Consider the following 25,356-nt stretch of genomic DNA (forward strand, 5'->3'; position numbering starts at 1 on the left):
AATTCATAGACGGAGTCCTCCTGTGTGATGATGGGTCAATGGCTGTTGACACTCATGCATCATACTAGAGGGCTTTTTTTATTTCAAGACCCTGAAAATCCTTCTAACAGGAATGCTCCTTATTTCTTTTATCAAATTAAAAGTAGCAAAAGTGCTATGAATTTCTGATGTTCCTTCAACAAAACGTTCAACACCATACTCTTTCTTTTAGCCATAACCACCTTTATAACCATAATTAAAAGCAGTCATTTTTTCGAACATCCCATTGTCTTGCTCCTCTTTGATAACGCTTTCTATTTACTCTTGTTTTGATGTCGTTATCATGAATAATTATTCCAAGGGTAACTTATTAAAAAACTGTTATGTAAGATTTGAACATAGCCAATACTTACAAGAAAGATTGCAATATACCACTTAGCTGTTCCCTTTGATTATATGTTTTCTATGTCTTCTCAATGACACTAGAAATCTATGCAATCTATAGCTATTTAATTTTTATTTTGATGGAGAAGAGTAAATTTAAAAAAACTAATAAAAAACTGCTGAGCCCTAAGAAGTAGGCCCAGCAGTTTAAGTTTTATTTTAAATTATAGAAAGATTTTAATCCAAGATATTGAGCTGTTGCTCCTAGTTGATCTTCAATGCGAAGAAGTTGGTTGTATTTTGCTACACGGTCTGTACGTGATGGAGCACCAGTTTTAATTTGACCAGCGTTTGTTGCTACAGCGATATCCGCAATAGTAGCATCCTCTGATTCACCAGAACGGTGAGAAATAACCGCTGTATAACCAGCACGTTTTGCCATTTCGATTGCATCGAATGTTTCAGTTAAAGTACCGATTTGGTTAACTTTAATAAGGATTGAGTTTCCTACACCTTGTTCAATACCTTGAGCAAGTTTTTTCGTATTTGTAACGAATAGGTCGTCACCAACTAATTGAACACGATTTCCGATACGTTCTGTCAGTAATTTATGACCTTCCCAGTCGTTTTCATCTAAACCATCTTCAATTGAGATAATTGGGTATTTAGATGTTAATTCTTCATACCAAGCAACCATTTCTTCTGATGTTTTCACAACACCTTCACCAGCTAAGTGGTATTTGCCATCTTCTTTATTGAATAATTCAGAAGATGCTACGTCCATTGCTAAACGAACTTCTTCACCTGGTTTGTAGCCAGCTTTTTCGATTGCTTCTAAAATAACTGTAATTGCTTCTTCGTTAGAGCCTAAATTTGGAGCAAAACCACCTTCATCACCTACAGCAGTGTTGTAGCCTTTAGCTTTTAATACTGCTTTTAAGCTATGGAATATTTCTGCACCGATGCGAAGTGCATGGCGGAATGATTCAGCACCCACTGGCATAACCATAAATTCTTGAATGTCTACGTTGTTATCCGCGTGAGCTCCACCATTTAAAATGTTCATCATTGGTACAGGAAGTTGTTTTGCATTTACTCCACCAAGATATTGATATAACGGAACATCTAAGTAATCTGCTGCAGCATGTGCAACTGCTAAAGATACACCAAGGATAGCGTTGGCACCTAATTTGCCTTTATTTTCAGTTCCATCAAGTTCGATTAATGCTTTATCAATTACTACTTGATCAAGAACAGAATAGTTTCCTTCTAATTCTTCAGCAATAATAGTGTTCACATTTTCAACTGCTTTTAAAACACCTTTACCTAGATAGCGAGATTTGTCGCCATCGCGCAATTCAACTGCTTCATATTCTCCAGTAGATGCACCAGATGGAACGATTGCACGACCGAACGCACCTGACTCTGTAAATACTTCAACTTCAACTGTTGGGTTACCGCGTGAGTCTAATACTTCTCGAGCGTAAACTTGTGTAATAAATGGCATGGTTATCAAATCTCCTTAATAAGTGGTTTTCCTGTCATTTCCTGTGGCTGCTTTACACCTAATAATTTTAACATAGTTGGTGCAAGGTCTGCTAAAATACCATCTTCGCGTAAAATTAAATTAGGTTTTGTCACAATAACAGGGACAGGATTTGTTGTATGTGCTGTCATTGGTTCACCTTCTAAAGTAACTACTTCATCAGAATTCCCATGGTCAGCAGTTATAATTGCCGCGCCGCCTTTTTCAAGTATTGCGTCAACAACTTTACCTAAACATTCATCAACTGCTTCAATTGCCTTAATCGTTGGTTCAAGCATTCCACTATGCCCAACCATATCTGGATTTGCAAAGTTTAAAATAATTGCATCGAATTTATCTGCTGCAATTTCTGCTAGTAGCGCATCTGTTACTTCATAGGCACTCATTTCTGGTTTTAAATCATATGTAGCGACTTTAGGAGAGGCAATTAATATTCGTTCTTCTCCTGGGAATTTCGCTTCACGTCCACCACTCATAAAGAATGTTACGTGTGGATACTTCTCTGTTTCAGCAATACGGAGCTGAGTGAGCCCATTTCTTGAAATGACTTCACCGACAGTATTGACCAAATCAACATTTTCAAACGCAACAAGTGCATTTACATCCACACTATAGTGCGTGAAAGAAACAAATTTTAAATTTTTCGGGTGCTTTTCTGAACGCTTAAATCCAATAAATGTATCATTTGTAAATACAGTAGATAATTGGATTGCACGGTCTGGTCGGAAGTTGAAAAATACAACGGCATCATTTGAATCAATTGTTGCCACTGGTTTACCCTCTTCTGTAATTACGAAAGGAATAACAAATTCATCATATACTTCTCGTTCATAGGAGGATTGAACACCTATTTTTGCTGATACTGCTGTTTGGCCAATTCCATCAACTAACGCTTTATACGTTAATTCAACACGTTCCCAACGTTTATCACGGTCCATTGCATAGTAGCGACCGTGGATTGAAGCAAATTTACCAACACCAATCTCATTCATTTGCTTTTCACTTTCTTCAATGTAGCCAATTGCTGTAGACGGCCCTACATCACGACCATCTAAAAAGCCATGTACATATACTTCTTCTAGACCGTTTGCTTTTGCTAATTTAAGTAAAGCAAATAAATGCTCATAGTGGCTATGCACACCACCATCTGATAGAAGTCCCATCAAATGGAGTTTTGAATTATTTTCTTTTGCATGTTGAACTGCCGCTAAAAATTTATCGTTTTTGAAAAATTCGCCATCACGAATTGATTTATGAATTCGAGTTAGGTTTTGGTACACAATTCTACCCGCACCAATGTTTAAGTGGCCTACTTCTGAATTCCCCATCTGACCATCTGGAAGACCTACCGCTTCCCCACTTGCTGTTAACGTTGCATGAGGAAATTGGTTCCAGTATCGGTCAAAGTTTGGTTTTTTGCTTTGTGCTACTGCATTTCCAAACACCTCATCGCGAAATGCAAAGCCGTCCAAAATAATTAATGCAACGGGTTGTTTAGGCATTGACTGCCGCCTCCAATTTATATCAATTTCGCCTCGGCTAAACCTAATACAGCATATTTGCCGAGGCTATTGCCTTATTCCCTAATTAAGAAGAATGTAAAAATATTTTAGCGAACACTATTTAATAGAGCTAAATATGAATCTACATTTAGGCTTGCTCCGCCTACAAGTGCACCATCAATATGTTCTTTTGATAATAGTTCTTCAATATTTTCTGGTTTTACACTGCCGCCGTATTGAATTCGAATACTTTCTGCAGTGTCTGAGCCATATAGCCCTCCAACTGTTTCGCGAATTTTACCACATACACTATTTGCATCGTCTGCTGTAGCTGTTTTACCTGTACCAATTGCCCATATTGGTTCATACGCAATGACCATATGCTTTACTTCTTCGTCCGTAAAACCTTCTAGTGCTGCCTTTACTTGGCTTGAAACCTTTGCTTCTGTTTGACCTGCTTCACGTTCCTCAAGAGTTTCCCCACAGCAAATGATAGGTACAATACCATGTGATAGTGCTGCTTTGACCTTTTTATTAATCGCTTCATCTGTTTCATTAAAATACTCGCGTCGTTCTGAGTGTCCTAATATAACGTAATCCACATTAATTGCTGATAATTGTGCTGGGCTAATTTCCCCAGTAAACGCACCTTCGTTTTCAAAATGCATATTTTGTGCACCAATTGCTAGATCAGTTTCAATGGCAATATCAACTAAAGTAGGCAAATAAAGTGCTGGGGCACAAATTACTGAATCTACCTTATCTTCTGACGGAATTTTCTCACGTACTGCTTCTGCAAATTCAACTGCCTCGTCAAATGTTTTATACATTTTCCAGTTTCCTGCAATGATTGGTTTACGCATGAAATTGCCTCCCTATTTACTTATCGTTTAAAGCAACTATACCTGGAAGTTGTTTTCCTTCCATTAGTTCTAGTGAAGCTCCTCCACCAGTCGAAATATGATCCATTTCTTTTGCAACGTCAAATTTTTCTACAGCAGCAGCTGAGTCGCCTCCACCGATAATTGTATATCCTTCTGTTTGTGCCATCGCATTTGCAACAGTCTTTGTACCATTTTCGAATTTTTCCATTTCAAATACACCCATTGGACCATTCCAAATAATCAGTTTGGATTGTTTAATAACTTCTGAATATTTTTCAGCCGTTTTTGGACCGATATCTAGCCCCATCCAGTCTTCAGGGATATTTTCAATATCAACAACTTTTGTTTCAGCATCTTTTGAAAATTCGTTTGCTACTACAGTATCAATTGGCATATGAAGCTGAACGCCTTTTTCTTTTGCTTTTTCGATAAAGTCGCGAGCTAGCTCAATTTTATCTTCCTCTAATAAAGATTTTCCGATTGAATATCCTTGAGCTTTTATAAATGTGAAGGATAAACCTCCACCAATAATTAAGTGGTCTACCTTATCAAGTAAGTTTTCAATAACACCAATTTTATCTTTAACTTTTGCACCACCGATAATTGCAGTAAATGGTCTTTCAGGATTTGATAAAGCTTTTCCTAAAACATCTAATTCTTTTTCCATTAATAACCCTGAAACTGCAGGGATATGCTTTGCAATCCCTTCCGTTGAAGCATGTGCACGGTGTGCTGCACCGAATGCATCATTGACGTATAAGTCTGCAAGTTGTGCAAAAGATTTAGCAAGCTGCTCATCATTTTTTTCTTCGCCTTTATGGAAACGAACATTTTCAAGTAGGATAATATCGCCATCTTGCATATTTTCAACAGCAGTCTCTACTGCTTCGCCAATTGATTCATCAAGTTTTGTTACATGTTGATTCATCAGCTCTTCCAAACGTTTTCCAACCTGTGTTAAACGAAATTCTTCTTTCACTTCGCCTTTTGGACGCCCAAGATGTGAGGCTAATATGACTTTCGCACCTCGATTTACTAAATCCTGTATTGTTGGAATTGCTGCACGAATTCGAGTATCATCCGTAATCTCTCCGTCCTCCATTGGAACGTTAAAATCTACACGTACAAATACTCGCTTTCCCTTAACATCTACGTCCTTCATCGTCTTTTTTATAAACATTGAAGAAAACCCTCCTTCAAATTTTAAATATGCCGATATTTTAATTGTTTCTAAGTGGAACTTTCTTTTCAAGAAAGAGTTTCCTTCAAATCCTAATAGAAATGCGGAATACTTTTAAGCCACTTATGCAAAGCAAAATTTTAAATTTTCTTATCTTAAAAAAAGAAGCGATGGGTATGTACCACCGCTCCCTTACCCTTCATCATTATAAATGGTAATAATTATAAAGGCTATACTTTTTGTGCTTAACTAGATAAATATGTCACATATTTTTAAAAAGTATGTCACATTCAACAAATGGCTTTTATTATTTTCCTTGTTGAGTAATATAGTATGCTAAATCTAATAATCGATTAGAGTAACCAATTTCATTATCATACCATGCTAATACTTTAATCATATTGTTATCTAAAACCATTGTTGAAAGACCATCAACAGTAGATGAATGTTTGTTTCCATTATAGTCAATTGAAACTAGAGGCAATTCATTATAGTCTAGAATGCCTTTTAATTCGCCATTAGCGGCTTCTTTTAAAACATTATTTACATCTTCAATAGTTACAGTTGTATTTAGCTCTGCTACAAGGTCAACGCATGATACGTTCGGTGTTGGAACACGCATTGAGAAACCATCTAGTTTTCCTTTTAGCTGCGGTAATACTTTTGCTACAGCAACAGCAGCACCAGTAGTTGTTGGAATCATAGAAACTGCTCCTGCACGTGCACGTCTTGGATCGCTATGTGGGAAGTCCAAAATACGTTGGTCATTTGTGTAAGAGTGAATTGTTGTCATTAATCCACGTTTAATACCAAATTTTTCGTCTAACACTTTTGCTACTGGTGATAAACAGTTTGTTGTACATGATGCATTTGAAATAACGTCCTGTGATGGGTCATATTGAGTATGGTTTACTCCCATTACGTATGTTGGCATATCTCCTTTAGCTGGTGCTGAAAGAATTGCCTTTTTCGCTCCTGCCTGTACGTGCATCGATACTTCTTCTAGTGAACGGAAACGTCCAGTAGATTCAATTGCAACGTCGATATCCAGCTCTCCCCAAGGTAATTTTGAAGGATCTTTTTCTGACAATACTTGTACTCGTTTACCATCAACAATAAAAGCATCGTCCTCTGAAAGCACTTCTCCATTATAAATGCCATGTACTGAATCAAATTTTAATAAGTGTGCTAGTTGATGAGCATCTGATAAGTCATTTACTGCAACTACTTCAAATTCTGGGTTATTAATTGCCTCACGAAAAACTAATCTTCCAATTCGTCCAAAACCGTTAATTGCTATTCTAATTGTCATTGTTTTTTCCTCCAAATAAATAATTATTTATTTATAAAATTTCTAAAGGCTCTAACACAGTTTTGCCTAGAGAAAAATTAATTAACCATTCAAAATTGCATTTGCTGCCCCTTCATCAGTAATTAATGTAGTTTGACTTGCAGCATTTTTAAAATAAGCTTGGATAGCTTTGGCTTTAAAAGCTCCTCCAGCAACCGCAATTATTTTCGGGCTTTTTTTCACCTGATTAAGCTGGATGCCAATAGTGTTGATTCGGTATATAATTTGCCCCAACTCATCAAAATAATATCCAAAAGCTTCACCAACAGCATGTTTTTGTTCTAACAATTGAACTAGTTCTGAGGTTGCATTGCGTCGAACTGCCATCTCTTTTGCTGTGCCTATTCCGTGAATAACAATATCAATTTTTTCATAAAGATCTAAAATTTCTTTAATAACAGGTTCTTTAATAATGGCTTCATACGCATTTTTACTTAAGTTTTCAGGTAAATACAGGGTGCGAAATGTTGCCTGGCACTTCGATGCAAATTCTGAAACCAGCGTATTTGCTTGGTATTTCATTTCATCACCAATACTGCCTCGTGCAGCAACAAAGGATAATGTATTTAAAGACTTGCTTGGCGTTAAAAAATTAGATAATGAAGCTACACTGCTTCCACCAGTAATGGCAACGGTATTATCTTTTTTCGCAATAGCTGTTAAGTGAGCTACAGCTTCTTTTCCAAGAAGTTGTTTTATCCCTTCGTCTTCTTCCAGATTACCTGGTACGATAACAACCTTTTCTATTCCCAGAAGTTTTGCCAATGCTTTTTCCTTTTGAGCCAAGCCTGATAATTCCTGAAAAATTGGTTTTAACTGTTCAAGTATTGCAAACCCATTTTCAGTACAAACCATTCCTTTTGTTGTAATTTTTATTAGCTTTTGATTTTTAAGCAAAGTTGTTTCGTTGCGAACAGATCGTTCAGTAATTTTTAAAGCATCTTGTATCGCCCTTCTTCCAGTTGGACCAGAAACTGATATCGTTTGTAAAATTCGATACCTTAGTTGAAGTAAGGCCGGCAGTTCTGGTACAAGTTGTTGCACTGAATCACTTGCGAAATTTTTATCCAAAGAATACACCTTCAGCTTTCACTTGGGTATTAATTGCCCCACATTATAAAAAATGCCCCAATTAAAGCAAAAAAATAATTTATATATAAAGTATACATTTTTAAGTAAAATTCGACAATGATTTTAGCCTAAAGTTTACAAATTTTCGAATTAATAAAAATTAAACACGTGATGAATTGTAATCCCTGCTAATGGAGTCTTGCTTACTTTCTTGATGAGGACTCACAAATTCATCACTATAAATGTACGTAAAATTACTGAAGTGCTTCCAACAAAGTAACATAATCCAAATTCCCATATTGGATTACTTTTCCTTCCCTTTCAACTACGGGAATCATTAGCATATATTTTTCGTGTATTTGATCATCATCTTCTATATTAATAACTTCAATTTCAAATTCTACATCTTCTTGAACAAGCTTTAATACTGATAGTCCTTCAACACATAACGGACAATCCGGTCTACTATAAAATTGTACTTTCATTTCAAACTCCTCCAAATTAAAATGAAACTTAAATTCTTATTCGATTTTTCTTAAGTTTTTAACCTTCTATAAAAATAAAAGGTATTTTAAATTAGCATCGCAAAAAAGTGATGAATAATCAAATTTAAGTTACGCAAACTAATGCTGTACGTTTTTGTACATTAAAATCTAGGAGGAGTGTAATTAATGGAAAATCAATTTGAATCTCAAGCTATGCAAGGTAATATGCCTCTTTCGACGAACCATGGTGCACATGAAATTTTAGATGTTCATGAAGTTCTTAGCGCATCGATCGGTGCAATGAATACATTTATTTTCTTACGTCCACATGTACAAGACCAAGAACTTCTTAATATTTTGGACAGACAATACGCATTTATGCTTGATGAGTATAACATCACTGCTGAATGTTTTAAAACTGGACAAGATCCAAGCCACCCAACAGGTTCATACAAAATGCAAATGGGCAACGATACTAAATATGGTTTAACACCAGGTCAGCCTAAAAAACCAATGCAATCAGCAAATGAAATTAACGACGCTATTATCTCTGGCTTCTTGTTAAGCTGCCACAAAATGGGTGCTACAGGTAAAACAACAGCTGCACTTGAGTCAACAAACCCTGTAGTAAGACGTGTATTACAAGATTCTATTCAAAACTGTATTGAAATGGCATACGAATTATCGCTATATCAAAACAAAAATGGATACTACCAAGTTCCACAGCTTTCACCTCAAGATATGCAAGCAATGTTAAATATGTACGGACAAGCTGACAAAGCAAAAGATATGCCTAACTAATAAGAAAAGCGGAGGCGGCTAGTTCTGGCTCGACTTGCGCTGGAAGCTTCCGCCAAGCGTGCTTGCACGCGCAGAAGGAAGCTGAAGCGACACGAGAGCCAAGCCGCCGTAGCTGGACAATAAGAAAAGCGGAGGCGCCCTGGTTAGCCCCGACATGCGCTGGCCGACAAAAGCGCCACATCGTGTGGCATTGTCGGCACTTGCACATCAGTGTGCGGCGGATGGCCCGAATCGAAAGCCCGCTTTCGACCGAGGGACCGAAGCGACCTCGAGGGGCTGGGCGCTGGAGCTAGACATTCAGAAAAGCGGAGGCGGCTGTTCTGGCTCGACTTGCGCTGGAAGCCTTCCGCCAAGCGTGCTTGCACGCGCAGAAGGAAGCTGAAGCGACACGAGAGCCAAGCCGCCGTAGCTGGAGCTAGAAAAGCGGAAGCCTCTCTACTTTTTTAGTACATTAAAAAATCCATTTGATGGCTAGTCAAACCATCAAATGGATTTTACTTTTATAATACTTTTCCTAAAAATGCTTTTGTACGTTCATTTTTAGGATTACTGAATATTTCGGCCGGTTTTCCTTCTTCCACAATGTAACCGCCGTCCATGAATACAACTCGGTCCGCAACCTCTCGTGCAAAGCCCATTTCATGGGTTACAACTACCATTGTCATTCCTTCAAATGCCAGCTGTTTCATTACATCTAAAACTTCATTTACCATTTCAGGATCTAGGGCAGAGGTTGGTTCATCAAATAACATAACTTTTGGCTTCATAGCAAGGGCACGTGCGATGGCTACACGTTGTTGTTGACCACCTGATAATTGCTGCGGATAATTATGTGCTTTTTCGCGAAGCCCTACTTTATCAAGCAACTCCAGTGCCAACTTCTCTGCATCTGGCTTTGACATTTTTCGAATAAGCATAGGCGCCATCGTAATATTATCAATCACCGTCATATGCGGGAAAAGATTAAATTGCTGAAATACCATCCCAACTTCTGTACGAATATCATTAATATTTGTTGACGAATCATTAACTTTGACTCCGTTAATATATACTGCACCATCTGTTATTTCTTCTAGTAAATTGATACATCTTAAAAATGTACTTTTACCTGACCCAGAAGGACCAATAACACAGACAACCTCTTTTTCATGAACTTCGTAGTCAATTCCTTTTAATACTTCAAGCTTATCAAAATATTTGTGTAAATTTTCTACTTTTATCATGCTTCAACCCGCCCTTCTCGTTTTCTTCGCGGATTGTAGTCATTGCTAAATCTCTTTTCAACAAATGCAACTACCTTCGTTACGAGGTAAGTTAATATTAAGTACAGTATCGCTGCTACTAAGTATGGTTCCCAGAAACGTTGGTATGCACCTGCAACTACTTTTGCAGCATATAAAATGTCGTTGGCAGCAATAACAGTAACAAGTGAAGAATCTTTTAATAATGCGATAAATTCATTCCCTAATGGAGGAATCATACGACGGAATGCTTGCGGCAAAATAATTTTTCGCATAGCCTGGCCCTGTGTTAAACCAAGGGAACGAGCTGCTTCCATTTGCCCTTTATCGATTGACTGAACTCCGGCGCGAATAATTTCTGCGTTATATGCACCACTGTTTAAAATAAGTGCTGTTATACCTGAAACCATAAATCCAAATGATTGACCGAAAACCGCGGGAATAAATGCTAAATGAATAATCAAAATTTGTACAAGCATTGGCGTACCACGGAATAAGTCAACATAGATTTTACAAGGCCAATAAATCCATTTTCTTTTAGAGGTTTCACCAAGCCCTACTAAAATACCTAATATGATACCGCCGATATAACCGCAAACTGTTAATACGATCGTTACCCAGATACCACGTAAAAATAACTCACGGTAGTTCCAGATAATGTCCCAGCGTAAATCTAAGAAGTCCATCTGAAACACCCCCAATTATTATTCGATTTCTTGACCTGTAATTTCTGCTAGCTTGCCATTATCTTTAATTTTTTGAAGTCCTTCGTTCAATTTATCAAGCACTTCTGTATTTCCTTTTTTCACCATAAATCCATAGTATTCACTTTCGAAGCTATCATCTTCAATAGAAACTAATTTTTGTTCTGGATTGTTTTTAATGTATTGAAGGACTACTGCGTTATCACCAATAGCCGCTTCAGCTGTACCATTTACTACTTCTTGAATAGCGATTGGAAGGTTTTCATAAGCCATAATATTTGTACTTGTTTGACCTTGTAAATCTTGTGCTGCCATATGTCCTGTTGTGTTAATTTGAACTGCAACCTTTTTATCTGCTAAATCAGCTAATGATTTAATATCTGAACCTTCTTTTACGATTATTAATTGAGTAGCTTCATAATATGGATCTGTAAAATCATAAGTTTCTTTACGTTCATCTGTAATCGTAATCGCTGAAGCCCCCATATCAATTTCACCATTTGTTACTTGTTGGAATACCGGCTCCCAGCCAACATTACGAACTTCAAATTCAACACCAATTTCATTTCCAATAGCATTAAGAATATCAACATCAAGCCCAACAACATTTCCCTTGTCGTCCATATATTCAAATGGTGCGTATGTAGCCTCTGTACCTACTACTAATTTAGTAATTTCATCTCCGCCTTCTGAACCTGTTGAACCAGAAGATGTTTCAGATTCCGAGCCACTTGTACCACAAGCCGCAAGAATAATAGATACTGCTGCAAAAATCATAAACATTGATAAGAATTTAATTTTTTTCAATATTGAAACCCCCTATTAAGTAATTTATTATTTCCAACAACAATTGTCTGATTATTGAAAACAACTATATGATATTTTACATTATATAAATTTCGAAATTTTTATACAATACAAAATTCAATAAAAGAATAATAAATATGAAAAATTATAGTCATTTTATACAATCAAAGATGGAGAAAAAAGTCGAAACATAAGGAATTGTTGGGCTTTTTAACTATTGAAAAAATTTATAAATATAACTTTTTATTTTTTCAAAATAATCAGTATAAGAGGAAATCTAATTCTCTTGTTACATTTTCATGTCATCTATTTCAAAATAAAAAAGGTATTCCAAAGTTCACTTTGGGATACCCGTTTATCATTCAAACCTCAAACTAAAATTATACAATGTATCGTTACTCATAAAAATTTTATATGAAATGATAGGTAATGATAGTTTAAAGAGAATGAATTAAGGGTAAAATGAATTGGTACAGTAATTGCATTTTACCCCATATTTTTCATTCCCCCTGAAGTTTATTAGGCTGCTAAACTAATAAACTTCAGCAAGGTCTAGCTTTTATATTATTTATTTGAAACAGTAAAATGGCGCCCTTATAGGGCATATTGTAACAAACGAAAAACAGCTACAAATCAATAATTTGATGGCTTGATATGTAGCACTAATAAAAACTTATCATTCGTTATAAATCACAACATTAACTAATGTACTAGCTTTCAAGGAAATAATCAACCGTTTTGAATAGTTTTTTTGAAAAATATTTAATAAACTAGTTATTTGTTAATATCTAGAAACTTCAATTTTTCCCCTTCCCTGCTCATGTGAATCCTGTTAATTAAAAAACATTCAAGTTAAGTCGTGTATAGTAATCTATTTATCCGTATTTTAAAGGTAGCACGCTCTTTAATAATAGTACTGTTATATCTTAATAGACTATACAAGAAAAGCCTAAATTAGTAGCTCTGTGCCCATTAAAAAGAAACTGAAAAATACATTAACGTATGAAGGAAGTAAAAAACTAAATGAATATGAAGTTGAAAAAAATGGTTTAATTTTCAAGTTAGATGGAAAAGTTAAAGTGGTAAGTAATATTGCAGTTAATAAACAATTAAACCGAAACTTAAACAAACTCGGCATTAAAGAACTTAGATTCCAAAATCTTCATCAAACTCATGAAGCATTTAGTGTACAGTATGTTTTCCAATAGCACAGCTCTAAATAATCACATTCATTACGAATAGAGAGAAAATGTATAGTATTTGAGCGTCGTTTTATTATCGTTACCTCGAACATGCACTAAAACGTTAAAATACCGCACAAACGTTGATACTCAATGTTTGCACGGTTTTCTCATATTATATATAGGTATCTTAAACAGTAAAATGGCGCCCTCGGAGGGAATCGAACCCCCAGCGGAAGAACCGGAATCTTCTGTGTTATCCATTACACCACGAGGACACTTATAAATAGGTTTACACATTAAACAAGGAAATATTTTAAACATCATTTTGTTCAAATGACGACTTTACTATTATACAAATGTCTGTATCATAATTCAACTGTAAAGTAAAAGTCGTTTCCAATTATTATTTATTTAACGTGGTGATTATTTCTTTTTTATCCATACAATAGGTAGTGAATAATATTTTCTCATCCTCAGAGTTTATATTTGACCTTCCTTGACTATTCTGTGTATGATATTGTTACAGCTGAAGATTACTTCAGCATTATGTAAACAAATTAACCTTTAATAAGGAGGATTTAATAATGAATTTAATTCCTACAGTTATTGAACAAACAAATCGCGGCGAACGTGCTTATGACATTTATTCTCGTTTATTAAAAGACCGCATTATTTTACTTGGTAGTGCTATTGATGACAATGTTGCGAACTCAATCGTAGCGCAATTGTTATTCTTAGCAGCTGAAGATCCAGATAAAGATATTTCACTATATATCAATTCACCTGGTGGATCAATTACTGCTGGCATGGCGATTTTCGATACAATGCAATTTATTAAACCTAAAGTATCAACAATTTGTATCGGTATGGCAGCATCAATGGGTGCATTTTTACTAGCTGCTGGTGAACCAGGTAAGCGTTATGCATTACCAAATGCAGAGGTTATGATTCACCAACCACTTGGAGGCGCTCAAGGTCAAGCAACTGAAATTGAAATTGCTGCGAAACGCATTTTATTCTTACGCGATAAATTAAATAAAATTTTATCTGAGCGTACTGGTCAACCTTTAGAAAAAATTGCACAAGATACTGACCGTGACAATTTCATGACTGCAGAACAAGCGAAAGAATATGGTTTAATCGACGGTATTATTACACGTAGTAACGAGAAAGCTTAATACCTATATCAGCTCATTCTAAAAAGAGTACAATTCAGCTTTAAAAGCTGGATTGTGCTTTTTTGTATGGGCTTAATTTTTTGTACGTTATTATATATTTATTCACTAATATTGGTTTTGCTTCTTAAATAAGAAAGAGCCGCCCAGAAACTATTTTCTGAACAAGCCCTTTGCTTTAATCTAAGTATAATATTTGCTTTTTATGATGGTTACACCAAAACATGCCTATCCTCGGCACAAGGGGCAGTCCAAACTGCCTTTTTAGACGGACCCTTACTGCGAGCGTTTACAAAGCTCTGCCTATTCTTCTTTTTGAATAAGCTTAATTAATCCATCTAGTGCTTCATTTTCATCTTTGCCGTCAGCAATAAGTGTCACTGATGTTCCTCTTGCTATAGCTAAGCTCATAATACCCATAATAGATTTAGCATTTACTTTTTTCTCATCTTTTTGTAAATACACTTCAGACTTATAGCGATTTGCTTCTTGAACAAAAAGCGCCGCTTGTCTTGCTTGCAAACCTGATTTTAATTTTACTTCCACATTGGTTTCAACCATTTTACGATACTCCCTTTCACACCGTTCATCACTATATTTTTATCTTATCTAAATTGTATGAAAAGAACAATGTTAGATTCCTACAATTTTTTGACAAAAATACTACTTTATTGTTTCACCGCGTCTTAAAGCTTCTGCAATTTCATCAATTTTACGCAATCGGTGGTTGACGCCTGATTTACTTACAGCTCCAGTCGACACCATTTCACCTAGTTCTTTTAATGTTACGTCCTGATATTCTACACGAAGTCTAGCGATTTCACGCAGTTTTTCAGGTAACTGATCAAGGCCGATTGTATTTTCAATAAACCGAATATTTTCGACTTGCCGTATAGCAGCACCAATTGTTTTGTTTAAATTAGCTGTTTCACAGTTCACAATTCGATTCACACTATTTCGCATATCTCGGACAATTCGTACATCCTCAAATTTTAACATTGCCTGGAATGCGCCAACCATTCCTAAAAAATCAGAAATTTTTTCAGCTTCTTTTAAATACGTAATAAATCCCTTTTTGCGCTCTATAGTTTTTGCATTTAAGTTAAACTTGTTCATTAAATCTACAAGTGCTTCACTATGTTCTTTATATAATGAGTAAATCTCTAGATGATATGAAGACGTTTCAGGGTTGTTAACAGAGCCACCTGCTAAAAACGCACCACGTAAATAAGCCCGTTTTTGATTTTTATTAGCTAATAAAGAATTGGATAGCGAATGATTCAACTGGAAATCTTCTGACAGAATATCTAAATCTGTTAGTAATTCACGGGCACCTTCACGAACACGGCAAATGTATACATTATTTTTCTTTAAACGCATTTTTTTTCGAACTAATAGTTCAACATTGTATGAATATAGCTTTTTTATTATTGTATATAGCCTTCTTGCAATAGCAGCATTTTCTGTTTGCACATCTAAGCTTAACTGCCGATTTGTAAATGATAGTGTCCCGTTCATGCGGATTAGGGCAGATACTTCAGCCTTTAAACAGCTTTCATCGGCTTCTATTTGCGTTAATTCTTTTTTAGTTTCGGAAGCAAATGACATCTCTTCCCCCCTCTCAAATATGTATGAAGATAATCATAACATACTATTCGTATCTAGAGCTTTGTTTGTTTTATGTTGTAGCTGGAGGCATAATCACATAGCCATTGCGCTATTTTATTCGACTCATGTCTTACTACACCAGATTGGATTGTAGCAATTTCTTTTTTAATTACCTCTAGCCCCATGCTTTCCAATTTTTCAATATCAAACATGACAGGCTCTGCATTTTCTTCTTTATAGTTTTCTTTTATTGGCAAAGGCAGTTCAATGTCATTTACTAAAATGGCATCTAAACATGGCTTTCCTACATGGTCATAAATTGCTTGGACATGATCTGTCGCACGATAATGAATTGTTTCTCCTTTTTGCGTCATCAGATTACAAATATAAATTCTTCGTCCTTTAGCATTCACTAAAGCATCTCCAATTTCTTTCACTAATAAATTTGGAATAATGCTCGTATAGAGGCTTCCTGGCCCCACTAATATGAAATCTGCTTTTCTAATAGCTCGTATTGCTTCGGGAAGCGGTTTCACATTATTTGGAACTAAAAATACACGCTTTAGTGGAAGATGGGATTTTGGAATTTTTGATTCGCCTTCAATGATTGTGCCATCGATTAATTCAGCATGTAATGTGATTTTTTTATTTGCTGCGGGAATTACTTTACCATGAACTTTAAGTACTTTGCTCATTTCTGCAATCGCATGACTAAAATCTCCAGTGATGTCAGTTAAAGCAGTTAGCATTAAATTTCCTAACGAATGCCCACCTAAGTCAACAGATTGTGAAAAACGATATTGAAACATCTGCTCGACTAAAGGTTCTGTATCGGAAAGTGCAGCAATCACATTCCGTATGTCACCCGGCGGCGGGATATCGTAGTCATCTCGAAGACGTCCAGAAGACCCACCATCATCTGCAACTGTTACAATTGCAGTTATGTCAAACGGATAGTTTTTTAATCCGCGCAACATCGTAGATAGTCCTGTACCTCCTCCGATGACTACGATACTCGTCTTTTTATTTTTCATTACTTCAATCCTTTCTGCGATTGATATCTCGATGCGTAATTGCTGTTTTGTATCTGTCACTAAAGAGCTTTCCAAAGTATTCTGCCAACGTAACAGATCTATGCTGTCCACCTGTACAGCCAAATGCGATTACAAGTTGTGATTTTCCTTCACTTATATATTGTGGAATCATAAATTTAAATAAATCTGTCAGCTTTGCTATTAATTCATTTGTTTCCTCAGATGCTAGTACATAAGAAGATACTTCTGTTTGCAAACCCGTTTTATGACGCAGCTCCTCCACATAATATGGATTTTTTAAGAAACGAACATCAAACACTAGATCAGCATCAATAGGAATTCCATTCTTATAGCCAAAAGACATTACATTAATTGAAAACTTTGGACTGTTTGAATTTGAAAATTCGTTGCCAATTCGTTCCCTCAGTTCTCTAGGCTTCATTTGTGATGTGTTATAAACAAATTTTGCTCGCCCCTTTAACTCAGCAAGCATTTCTCTCTCTTTTTGAATGCCTTCTAGGGGTAATCCTTGCGGTGCTAAAGGATGGGATCTTCGTGATTCCTTATAACGTCGAACGAGGGTTTCATTATTTGCATCTAAAAATAATACTCGTGTATTAATATATGCTTCCTTCTCTAACAAATCTAGTGCATCTATTAGTGAATCGAAAAACTCTCCACCACGCATATCCATCACGGCTGCAATGCGTGTAATATTTCGTTCTGACTCCTTCATTAGAGCTAAAAATGTAGTAAGTAAAGCAGGAGGTAAGTTATCGATGCAATAATACCCTAAATCTTCAAAACTTTGAACTGCAACAGTTTTGCCTGCTCCTGACATGCCTGTAATAATGACTATCTCATGTGAATAGATTTCACTATTACCCATGACGACCATCTCCTCTATTTAAGTTCACTCGACGTTTGTATTTTTTCATTTAGTAGTACAAAATCTTTTGTATACTCAAATGTACCATATTGTATGCCTTCTTTTAATGCAGCAAACAATAAATTTCTTCGATCTCCTTCAGCCATTGGAAGTTCATGCAAGCTTTCCAAAGGATGCCATTCTAATACACCTTCTCTTGTCTGTTTAAATGGCTCTCCCTCTACTCCATGGGCAACAAACGTGAATAGCATCCATTCATCAACTTTTTCTTCTCCATCTTTTATAACCATTGTATAGACGCCTTTTAAATGGATATTCTTTGGTTTAACGTTTGTTTCTTCATGAAATTCCCTTAACGCTGCTTCATAAATGGATTCACCGCTTTCCATTTTTCCTCCTGGAGCAACATACCAACCTCTTCTTGGCTTTTGGAGAAGTAAAACTTGCCCATCTTGAATTGCTAGTAAATTTGCTATCCGTTGCATTACACACACCTCAAATCTTCGTTACTCCCTAATCATTATTATACCTTTTAAAATGTCAATCTTACAAAATAATACGTTTGAAAACTAAGAATAATGAAAATCATACACATTCATAATTGTGCATGGAAATTAAATCATGCTTTAGCATGGACGACGGAAGTTAGTTAGTTCCGAAGTTATGCTATGCATACACATTCACTTAGTTTCCGCCAAAAAAAGGTTGCTTCCATTAAAAATTGGAAACAACCAAAATAATTCAAAAAATGGGGGTTTGAGTTTATACCCAAAGTATACCTTTTTAATATTGCAATAAAGTTACAGGATAATTAAATCAATATATCAATAATTTTCCATAATAATTATTGATTAATTTTTTCTTTTAACTCTTCAACATAGCTTTGCACTGATTGAGCTGCAATACTTCCATCGCCTGTAGCAGTTACAATTTGGCGTAACATTTTCTCGCGAACGTCTCCTGCTGCAAAAATTCCTTTTACTGATGTTTCCATTTTATCGTTTGTTACGATATAACCATGCTCATTTACAATGCCTAAATCTTTGAAAGGCTGTGTTAAAGGCACCATTCCGATATAAACGAATACACCATCAGCTGCAAATTCTTGCTCGCTGCCATCAACAGTTGATACAAGTGTTACACTGCCAACTTTACCATCTTTTTCATTAATTTGTTTTACTGTGTGATTCCAAATAAAATCAATTTTCTCATTTGCAAAAGCACGGTCTTGAAGAATTTTTTGTGCACGTAGTTTATCGCGACGGTGAACAATCGTTACTTTGTCAGCAAAACGTGTTAAGTAAACTCCTTCTTCAACCGCTGAGTCGCCTCCACCTACAACAACTAAATTCTTTTGTTTAAAGAATGCGCCATCACATACCGCACAATAACTTACTCCACGTCCACCAAGTTCTTTTTCTCCAGGAACACCCATCTTTTTGTACTCTGCCCCTGTTGTAATAATAATTGAACGTGTTTTATATTCTTTAGCTCCAGCTTTAATAATTTTATATTCTTCACCATCAATAATTTCAGATACGTCGCCATAAGCATATTCTGCACCAAATTTTTTGGCATGTTCAAACATTTTTGTAGAAAGCTCAGGCCCTAAAATTGTTTCAAATCCTGGGTAGTTTTCTACCTCTTCTGTATTTGCCATTTGTCCACCAGGTATACCACGTTCTATCATTATTGTAGATAGGTTTGCACGTGATGCATAAACTGCAGCTGTCATCCCTGCTGGACCTGCTCCGATAATTACTACGTCATAAATTTTTTCAGACATGATATTGCCTCCTCAGGTAAAAAGCTAATAGGCTAGCTAAACTTCAAATTTAATAATAACTTTTGTATATATTATCCTATTGCATTGCTTCAGGAACTTCAAATAAATTGTCTTATGTTAGCTAAAGGATGCTTCCACTTTTCTTAGTCAAATGGCAAAAACTCTATTAATTGTTCTACATACTTTGTTAACGTTGAAACTGAAATGCCGTACTTTTCAGCATATTGTTTTTTCGTTATGTTTTTACTATTAATTGTTGAATAAAACATATACTCTACCGAAGCAGCCAATGCTTTTACATTTTTAAACTTGTAGCCATTTTTTAAAGCTCGTTCACTAAGGACAAACCACATTTGAAATAAATATTGAATTTCTGATGTCACTGTTGAACAGCTAGTAAATAATTCTTCTGCAACTTCCATTGATCTCATAAAATATTTTTCGATTTCATTTTCTTTATTGAAATCATGCTGTAGTGCGTACGCAAGACAAAGCTTTTCAATGCCACTATATTTTGCAAGATCTATTAGTTTAGGATGTGCGATTATTTCTTGTTTATAAATGGATTTGCTTAAAAGGAAGAAACCAAGCATCCGATGAGTACTATATTTGCTGCTTATTTTTTCGATGATAAACTCACGATTATGCTCTAATGAATCACTGTTTGTTTCTTCTTTTAAGTGAAGCCAAGGTTCAAAACCATCCTTAGCTGGATCGATTTCAACTAACAACTTCCATACTGCTTTTCCTTCTTCTACCCGACCTGAAAAGTAAGCAGATTGAGCTAACCAAAAGTAAAATCCTGAATCTCCTTGATAGCCGCGCTTTTTCATACTTTGAAGCCATTTATATGCTAACTCATATTGACCAACTAATGCTAAAGTTGCACCGAGCTTATAGCGATTTTCCCAATCATACGGATTGATTTTTTTCAGCATTTCTAAAAGCGTTGCAAGCTCTTCATCATTTTTTTCATAATATGCAATGACTGCTAGATTGCAAATTGCATGGAGATTGCCGTGGTTTTCCCGCAGCACATTATTTAGCAAAGCTTTTGCCTGCTCTGTATCTCCAACATAAAAATATGCTAATGATAAATTATTGTAAGCTGCCCATAAGTCCGGATAGCGTTCAATTAGTTGTTCTAATACTTCAATAGCATTATGAAATTGGCTATTTTCCATAAAGCGGCGTGCTTTTTCTTGGGCGATTAGTTTTTCCGAATCGTCTTCGTCAAATTGTTCTATTTCATTCTCTTCATACTGAAAGTACTCTAAAATTTCTTCCGCTTCCAAGGCATACATACCATCCGGCTCCATTTGCAAATACATTTCTGCAAACTTTTGAGCATCCCTTATCATGCCGATACAGCCTGAAATTTCAGCTAGAAAAAACACATGCTCAGGCTCGCTTGGATCTAGACTGTATGCAGTGTGTATCAATTCATAAGCCTTTTCAAAGTTTTGAGCTTCCATTTCTAAAATGCCAAATTGCATTAAAACGTGTGCATCATCTGGACTTAATTCTGCAGCCCTTTTCATATATTTATACGCTTTATCCATCTGGTCTTTATCCATTGCTTTAAGCGCTTTATTGAAATAATAATCTCCGTTTGGAATAAACGAAACGACATTATTTAATTTCTCTTTTTGACGTTGATTTCCCAAAATAAATCCTCCAAAGCCTAACTCTATTTGTTAAAGTAACCTTTTAACAAAGTTAAAGGAACGTATTGCTACGTTCCTTTAGACAATTAGGTTTATTATAACATATTTATATACAACGTCATTAGTTTAGCTTCGCACCACGAATCGATTTTATTTTTTTGTGCTTGCTCTTTTTTCTTCGTGGCGAGTTTTAAGCACAGCTAGTACGTCATAAATATTAATCTTTTGTTCCTGCAATAATACTAATAGGTGATAGATTAAATCAGCGGCTTCCCATTTTACTTCTTCCGCATCTCGATTTTTTGCACCGATTACAACTTCAGTAGCTTCTTCTCCTACTTTTTTGCAAATTTTATCGATCCCTTTTTCAAATAAGTATGTAGTATATGCACCCTCAGGCATATCTACTTCACGCTTGCGAATGATTTCTGCTAATTGTGGGATAATTTCAACTGAACCAACTCTATCGTTTTCTAATACTGTTTCAGTAAAACAAGAAGTAGTCCCATTGTGGCATGCTGGTCCAGCAGGCAGCACTTCAACTACTAACGCGTCTTTATCGCAATCTGCTTTAATTGAAATTACTTTCTGCGTATTGCCGCTCGTTTCACCTTTATGCCAAAGCTCGTTTCTTGAACGGGAATAAAACCATGTTTCGCCAGTTTCAAGCGTTTTTTGCAAGGATTCCTCATTCATATAGGCAACTGTTAATACCTCTTTTGATTGTGCATCTTGTACAACCGCTGTAATTAAACCTTTTTCATCAAATTTTAAGCCTTCAATCATCTGACACAAACTCCTTTTTCGCGCAAAGTTGCTTTCACTTCGGCTACGCTTGTTTCTTTATAATGGAAAATAGATGCTGCAAGAGCTGCATCTACATCGACATCTTGCAGTACTTGTAAAAAGTGTTCAGCATTTCCTGCACCGCCGCTTGCAATGACAGGGACTGTTACAGCATCTCGAACTGCCTTCGTTAAAGCCAAATCGAAACCTGATTTCTCGCCGTCCTGATTCATACTCGTTAAAAGGATTTCTCCAGCACCTAGTCGCACCGCTTCTTTGGCCCACTCAACTGCCTGCCATTCTGTTTTATTACGTCCTCCATGGGTATAAACCATCCAAGTACCATCTTCCTCGCTGTATCTAGCATCGATAGCTACAACGATACATTGTGCACCAAAGAAATCGGAGCCTTCTTTAATAAGCTCAGGTCGCTCTAATGCAGAAGTGTTGACTGATACTTTATCTGCACCAGCTCTCAGAATTCTCTTCATGTCTTCTAATGTACGAATTCCACCACCAACTGTAAATGGAATTGCCAACGAAGATGCAGTTTTTCTTACTACATCCACCATTGTTTCACGGCCTTCATGAGATGCTGAAATATCTAAAAATACTAATTCATCTGCACCTTGTTCATCGTAAAACTTTGCCAGTTCAACCGGATCACCAGCATCACGCAGTTCAACGAATTGAATTCCTTTAACTACACGGCCATCCTTTACATCAAGGCAAGGAATGATACGTTTTGTTAGCATGTAAGCACCCCCACACCTTTTAACCATTGTTCAAGCAAGAACACACCAAAGTCTCCTGATTTTTCAGGGTGGAACTGCATACCCGTTACATTTCCAGCCTGCACTACTCCAGGCACTTCAACACCAAAATAATCAGCGCTTGCTACTAGCTGTTCTTTATCAATATTCACTCCATAAAATGAATGTACAAAATACACAAATTTACTTTCAGGAAGTTGTGCATTTTCCAGCCATGTAGGAATTGAATTGAACTGCAAAGTATTCCATCCCATATGTGGAACACGATATTGCTCGCCAGATTGTGAGATTCCCGTGAAACGTGTAATCGTTCCTTTGAAAAAACTGAAACCTTTTGTTGGAGTAACTTCTTCACTTTCTTCAAAAAGCAATTGCATTCCTAAGCAAATACCTAGTAAAGGCTTTTTGGCATCAACTTGACCTCGGATAAATTGCTCTAGTCCTGTTTCAGATAAACGTTTCATTGCATCTGGAAAGGCACCAACCCCCGGTAAAATTAAAGCATCTGCTGCGGCTAAGGCTGTTGCATCTGATGATACTACCACTTCGCAGTCCAAACGTTTTAATGCCTGTTCAACACTGAATAAATTACCCATTCCGTAATCAATAACACCTATTTTCATGTCAACAACCCTTTCGTTGACGGTACGCCTTTTACACGTGGATCAATTTGTACCGCATCATCTATTGCACGAGCAAGTGCTTTAAATATAGCTTCAATAATGTGATGCGTATTATGACCATAAGGAACAATGACATGCACGTTCATTCGAGCTTCTAAAGCAAGTTTCCATAAAAACTCATGAACAAGCTCCGTATCAAATGTACCAACCTTTTGTTTTAATTCAGGTTCCACTCGGTACTCTAGATGTGGACGATTAGAGCAGTCAATAACTACCTGTGCTAAAGCATCATCCATTGGAACAAAAGCATTGCCATAACGTTTAATTCCTTTTTTATCGCCAAGCGCTTCTCGAATAACCTGACCTAAAACAATTCCAATATCTTCAGTAGTATGGTGATCATCTATATGTGTATCGCCATCAGCAACGATCTTCCCATTAAACAAACCATGTTTAATAAATAAATCAAGCATATGGTCCATAAAAGGAACACCAGTATTTACTTCTGCAATCCCTTCACCATCCAAGTCTAATTCTACGGAAATTTTCGTTTCATTCGTATTACGTTCTATTTTAGCAAAGCGTTGTTTTTGTTCAGCCAACTTATTCATCTCCCTTAGTCCAACCACGAGATTCTACTGCACGTGCATGCCCTTCAAGTCCTTCCATTCTTGCAAGACGCGCAATTTTTGGTGCATTTTCTTCCCATGTTTTCTCGCTATAATAAACAATATTTGATCTTTTAATAAAGTCATCTACGTTTAATCCACTAGCAAAGCGTGCAGTACTATTTGTAGGTAATACATGGTTTGTACCTGCAAAATAATCTCCTACCGGTTCAGAACTATAACGACCGATAAATATCGCACCCGCATGGCGGATTTTTAATGAATCCTCCTCAGCATTTGCTGTAACAACCTCCAAATGTTCAGGAGCTAGAGAATTAATTGCTTCAATTGCTTGCTCCATCGTATCAGCGATATAAATTTGACCGAAGTTTTCAATCGCTTTACGCGCAATTGCTTCACGAGGAAGCTCACGTAATTGTTGTTCAACTTGGTCTGCTACTTCTTTTGCAAATCGCTCACTTGTTGTCACCAATACAGCACATGCTAACGCATCATGTTCTGCCTGCGATAAAAGATCCGCTGCAACCTCATCTGCAAAAGCAGTGTCATCTGCCAATACAGCAATTTCACTTGGTCCCGCAATCATATCAATTGCCACTTCACCAAAAACTTCTCGTTTTGCTAGAGCCACAAAAATATTACCTGGCCCTGTAATTTTATCAACTGGTGCAATTGTTTCAGTTCCGTATGCTAAGGCAGCGATTGCCTGTGCGCCGCCAACTTTATAAATTTCTGTAATGCCTAAAATCGAAGCTGCAACGAGTACCGCTGCCGGTAATTTACCATCCTTGCCAGCTGGAGAAGTAATGACAATCCGTTCCACACCTGCCACTTGTGCAGGGATTACATTCATTAAAACGGAAGATGGATAGGCTGCTGATCCCCCTGGTACATATAAACCTACTGCATCAAGCGGAATAATCCGCTGCGCTAACCAGGAGCCATCAGGTAATGATAGTTTATAGCCCTCTCTTTTTTGTGCTTCATGATAGAAGCGAATATTATCTGCTGCTTCTTGCAAATCCTGTTTTAACTGCTCATCAAAATTAGCAACAGCTTCATCGATTTCTTCTTGCGTAACAAGAAAATCATCCAGAGAGATTCCATCCCACATCTCACTATATTTACGTACTGCCATGTCTCCATTTTCACGAACATCTTGGAGAACTTGGCGTACTGTTTTTAATTGTTCTTCATTTCCACCTTCAAGTTGTCTTTTTAAGGAAATTGAGTTTGATAACTTTGTAATTTTCACAAATAACCCTTC

25 protein-coding genes and 1 tRNA gene are annotated in these 25,356 nt (G+C 36.4%); 3 read left to right on the plus strand and 23 right to left on the minus strand.

The window, feature by feature from the left end; genetic code table 11:
- Window positions 1-577 precede the first annotated feature (577 nt).
- The 7 genes from eno to EKG35_RS13805 form a co-directional block, all read right to left on the minus strand.
- Complete coding sequence (gene eno / locus EKG35_RS13775; RefSeq protein WP_126295131.1) at window positions 578-1,870, minus strand: phosphopyruvate hydratase; 1,293 nt, start codon at window positions 1,868-1,870, stop codon at window positions 578-580.
- A 5-nt stretch (window positions 1,871-1,875) separates the two neighbouring features.
- Complete coding sequence (gpmI, locus tag EKG35_RS13780; RefSeq protein WP_126295132.1) at window positions 1,876-3,411, minus strand: 2,3-bisphosphoglycerate-independent phosphoglycerate mutase; 1,536 nt, start codon at window positions 3,409-3,411, stop codon at window positions 1,876-1,878.
- Between the two features lie 107 nt (window positions 3,412-3,518).
- Entirely contained in the window at window positions 3,519-4,274 is a 756-nt protein-coding gene (tpiA, locus tag EKG35_RS13785; RefSeq protein ID WP_126295133.1) for a triose-phosphate isomerase, read from the minus strand.
- A gap of 16 nt (window positions 4,275-4,290) precedes the next feature.
- Complete coding sequence (locus EKG35_RS13790) at window positions 4,291-5,475, minus strand: phosphoglycerate kinase (RefSeq protein WP_126295134.1); 1,185 nt, start codon at window positions 5,473-5,475, stop codon at window positions 4,291-4,293.
- Between the two features lie 307 nt (window positions 5,476-5,782).
- Window positions 5,783-6,787, minus strand: a complete 1,005-nt coding sequence (gap, locus tag EKG35_RS13795) for a type I glyceraldehyde-3-phosphate dehydrogenase (RefSeq protein WP_126295135.1) — start codon at window positions 6,785-6,787, stop codon at window positions 5,783-5,785.
- Window positions 6,788-6,868: 81 nt separating this feature from the next.
- Window positions 6,869-7,897 (minus strand): sugar-binding transcriptional regulator, encoded by a 1,029-nt coding sequence (locus tag EKG35_RS13800; RefSeq protein WP_126295136.1) that lies wholly within the window; start codon window positions 7,895-7,897, stop codon window positions 6,869-6,871.
- Between the two features lie 254 nt (window positions 7,898-8,151).
- Complete coding sequence (locus EKG35_RS13805) at window positions 8,152-8,382, minus strand: glutaredoxin family protein (RefSeq protein WP_126295137.1); 231 nt, start codon at window positions 8,380-8,382, stop codon at window positions 8,152-8,154.
- Window positions 8,383-8,568: 186 nt separating this feature from the next.
- Here EKG35_RS13805 and EKG35_RS13810 point away from each other — a divergent pair, with 186 nt between their 5' ends.
- On the plus strand, window positions 8,569-9,183 hold the full coding sequence (locus tag EKG35_RS13810) for a spore coat protein (protein ID WP_126295138.1): 615 nt from the start codon (window positions 8,569-8,571) through the stop codon (window positions 9,181-9,183).
- Between the two features lie 500 nt (window positions 9,184-9,683).
- Here EKG35_RS13810 and EKG35_RS13815 read toward each other — a convergent pair whose 3' ends face one another.
- From EKG35_RS13815 to EKG35_RS13825, 3 genes are read right to left on the minus strand one after another with little or no spacing between them, the layout of a single operon-like run.
- Window positions 9,684-10,406 (minus strand): amino acid ABC transporter ATP-binding protein, encoded by a 723-nt coding sequence (locus tag EKG35_RS13815; RefSeq protein ID WP_126295139.1) that lies wholly within the window; start codon window positions 10,404-10,406, stop codon window positions 9,684-9,686.
- Entirely contained in the window at window positions 10,403-11,110 is a 708-nt protein-coding gene (locus EKG35_RS13820) for an amino acid ABC transporter permease (RefSeq protein WP_126295140.1), read from the minus strand. Before EKG35_RS13820 ends, EKG35_RS13815 begins: the two co-directional genes overlap by 4 nt.
- An 18-nt stretch (window positions 11,111-11,128) precedes the next feature.
- On the minus strand, window positions 11,129-11,935 hold the full coding sequence (locus EKG35_RS13825; RefSeq protein ID WP_246020386.1) for a basic amino acid ABC transporter substrate-binding protein: 807 nt from the start codon (window positions 11,933-11,935) through the stop codon (window positions 11,129-11,131).
- A 965-nt stretch (window positions 11,936-12,900) separates the two neighbouring features.
- On the opposite strand from EKG35_RS13825, the gene EKG35_RS13830 reads away from it, so the two are divergent.
- Window positions 12,901-13,143 (plus strand): hypothetical protein, encoded by a 243-nt coding sequence (locus EKG35_RS13830; RefSeq protein WP_126295141.1) that lies wholly within the window; start codon window positions 12,901-12,903, stop codon window positions 13,141-13,143.
- Between the two features lie 176 nt (window positions 13,144-13,319).
- Here the strand turns inward: EKG35_RS13830 and EKG35_RS13835 are convergent.
- Window positions 13,320-13,394: transfer RNA gene (locus tag EKG35_RS13835), tRNA-Arg, on the minus strand.
- A gap of 309 nt (window positions 13,395-13,703) precedes the next feature.
- Between EKG35_RS13835 and clpP the strand changes: the two genes are divergently transcribed.
- On the plus strand, window positions 13,704-14,297 hold the full coding sequence (gene clpP / locus EKG35_RS13840) for an ATP-dependent Clp endopeptidase proteolytic subunit ClpP (RefSeq protein ID WP_126295142.1): 594 nt from the start codon (window positions 13,704-13,706) through the stop codon (window positions 14,295-14,297).
- Window positions 14,298-14,597: 300 nt separating this feature from the next.
- On the opposite strand, the gene EKG35_RS13845 is transcribed toward clpP, so the two are convergent.
- The 12 genes from EKG35_RS13845 to hisD form a co-directional block, all read right to left on the minus strand.
- Entirely contained in the window at window positions 14,598-14,855 is a 258-nt protein-coding gene (locus EKG35_RS13845) for an HPr family phosphocarrier protein (RefSeq protein WP_126295143.1), read from the minus strand.
- 102 nt (window positions 14,856-14,957) lie between these two features.
- A complete protein-coding gene (gene whiA / locus EKG35_RS13850) occupies window positions 14,958-15,902 on the minus strand; it encodes a DNA-binding protein WhiA (protein WP_126295144.1) in 945 nt (314 codons plus the stop codon).
- 53 nt (window positions 15,903-15,955) lie between these two features.
- Entirely contained in the window at window positions 15,956-16,936 is a 981-nt protein-coding gene (locus tag EKG35_RS13855) for a gluconeogenesis factor YvcK family protein (protein WP_126295163.1), read from the minus strand.
- Between the two features lie 4 nt (window positions 16,937-16,940).
- Entirely contained in the window at window positions 16,941-17,834 is an 894-nt protein-coding gene (rapZ, locus tag EKG35_RS13860) for an RNase adapter RapZ (RefSeq protein ID WP_400195018.1), read from the minus strand.
- 5 nt (window positions 17,835-17,839) lie between these two features.
- Window positions 17,840-18,310: an NUDIX domain-containing protein gene (locus EKG35_RS13865; protein WP_126295146.1), complete on the minus strand. Its 471-nt coding sequence runs from the start codon at window positions 18,308-18,310 to the stop codon at window positions 17,840-17,842.
- A gap of 359 nt (window positions 18,311-18,669) precedes the next feature.
- Complete coding sequence (trxB, locus tag EKG35_RS13870) at window positions 18,670-19,614, minus strand: thioredoxin-disulfide reductase (protein WP_126295147.1); 945 nt, start codon at window positions 19,612-19,614, stop codon at window positions 18,670-18,672.
- 140 nt (window positions 19,615-19,754) lie between these two features.
- Window positions 19,755-21,278, minus strand: coding sequence for a tetratricopeptide repeat protein (locus tag EKG35_RS13875; protein ID WP_126295148.1), 1,524 nt, complete (start codon window positions 21,276-21,278; stop codon window positions 19,755-19,757).
- Between the two features lie 150 nt (window positions 21,279-21,428).
- Complete coding sequence (gene hisIE, locus EKG35_RS13880) at window positions 21,429-22,064, minus strand: bifunctional phosphoribosyl-AMP cyclohydrolase/phosphoribosyl-ATP diphosphatase HisIE (RefSeq protein WP_126295149.1); 636 nt, start codon at window positions 22,062-22,064, stop codon at window positions 21,429-21,431.
- Window positions 22,061-22,819 (minus strand): imidazole glycerol phosphate synthase subunit HisF, encoded by a 759-nt coding sequence (gene hisF, locus EKG35_RS13885; RefSeq protein WP_126295150.1) that lies wholly within the window; start codon window positions 22,817-22,819, stop codon window positions 22,061-22,063. The genes hisIE and hisF overlap by 4 nt, the downstream gene beginning before the upstream one ends.
- Window positions 22,813-23,460, minus strand: a complete 648-nt coding sequence (gene hisH, locus EKG35_RS13890; protein ID WP_126295151.1) for an imidazole glycerol phosphate synthase subunit HisH — start codon at window positions 23,458-23,460, stop codon at window positions 22,813-22,815. The genes hisF and hisH overlap by 7 nt, the downstream gene beginning before the upstream one ends.
- Window positions 23,457-24,062 (minus strand): imidazoleglycerol-phosphate dehydratase HisB, encoded by a 606-nt coding sequence (hisB, locus tag EKG35_RS13895; RefSeq protein ID WP_246020388.1) that lies wholly within the window; start codon window positions 24,060-24,062, stop codon window positions 23,457-23,459. The genes hisH and hisB overlap by 4 nt, the downstream gene beginning before the upstream one ends.
- A 1-nt stretch (window position 24,063) precedes the next feature.
- Complete coding sequence (gene hisD, locus EKG35_RS13900) at window positions 24,064-25,344, minus strand: histidinol dehydrogenase (RefSeq protein WP_126295152.1); 1,281 nt, start codon at window positions 25,342-25,344, stop codon at window positions 24,064-24,066.
- Window positions 25,345-25,356 lie beyond the last annotated feature (12 nt).

This window comes from Lysinibacillus telephonicus (assembly GCF_003966145.1).
Lineage (GTDB): Bacteria > Bacillota > Bacilli > Bacillales_A > Planococcaceae > Ureibacillus > Ureibacillus telephonicus.

Bases quoted from the DNA above. Each gene is read 5' to 3' on its own strand.
- eno (WP_126295131.1), bottom strand. From the start codon at position 1,870: ATGCCATTTATTACACAAGTTTACGCTCGAGAAGTATTAGACTCACGC.
- gpmI (WP_126295132.1), bottom strand. From the start codon at position 3,411: ATGCCTAAACAACCCGTTGCATTAATTATTTTGGACGGCTTTGCATTT.
- tpiA (WP_126295133.1), bottom strand. From the start codon at position 4,274: ATGCGTAAACCAATCATTGCAGGAAACTGGAAAATGTATAAAACATTT.
- EKG35_RS13790 (WP_126295134.1), bottom strand. From the start codon at position 5,475: ATGTTTATAAAAAAGACGATGAAGGACGTAGATGTTAAGGGAAAGCGA.
- gap (WP_126295135.1), bottom strand. From the start codon at position 6,787: ATGACAATTAGAATAGCAATTAACGGTTTTGGACGAATTGGAAGATTA.
- EKG35_RS13805 (WP_126295137.1), bottom strand. From the start codon at position 8,382: ATGAAAGTACAATTTTATAGTAGACCGGATTGTCCGTTATGTGTTGAA.
- EKG35_RS13810 (WP_126295138.1), top strand. From the start codon at position 8,569: ATGGAAAATCAATTTGAATCTCAAGCTATGCAAGGTAATATGCCTCTT.
- EKG35_RS13815 (WP_126295139.1), bottom strand. From the start codon at position 10,406: ATGATAAAAGTAGAAAATTTACACAAATATTTTGATAAGCTTGAAGTA.
- EKG35_RS13820 (WP_126295140.1), bottom strand. From the start codon at position 11,110: ATGGACTTCTTAGATTTACGCTGGGACATTATCTGGAACTACCGTGAG.
- clpP (WP_126295142.1), top strand. From the start codon at position 13,704: ATGAATTTAATTCCTACAGTTATTGAACAAACAAATCGCGGCGAACGT.
- EKG35_RS13845 (WP_126295143.1), bottom strand. From the start codon at position 14,855: ATGGTTGAAACCAATGTGGAAGTAAAATTAAAATCAGGTTTGCAAGCA.
- whiA (WP_126295144.1), bottom strand. From the start codon at position 15,902: ATGTCATTTGCTTCCGAAACTAAAAAAGAATTAACGCAAATAGAAGCC.
- EKG35_RS13855 (WP_126295163.1), bottom strand. From the start codon at position 16,936: ATGAAAAATAAAAAGACGAGTATCGTAGTCATCGGAGGAGGTACAGGA.
- rapZ (WP_400195018.1), bottom strand. From the start codon at position 17,834: ATGGTCGTCATGGGTAATAGTGAAATCTATTCACATGAGATAGTCATT.
- EKG35_RS13865 (WP_126295146.1), bottom strand. From the start codon at position 18,310: ATGCAACGGATAGCAAATTTACTAGCAATTCAAGATGGGCAAGTTTTA.
- hisIE (WP_126295149.1), bottom strand. From the start codon at position 22,064: ATGATTGAAGGCTTAAAATTTGATGAAAAAGGTTTAATTACAGCGGTT.
- hisF (WP_126295150.1), bottom strand. From the start codon at position 22,819: ATGCTAACAAAACGTATCATTCCTTGCCTTGATGTAAAGGATGGCCGT.
- hisH (WP_126295151.1), bottom strand. From the start codon at position 23,460: ATGAAAATAGGTGTTATTGATTACGGAATGGGTAATTTATTCAGTGTT.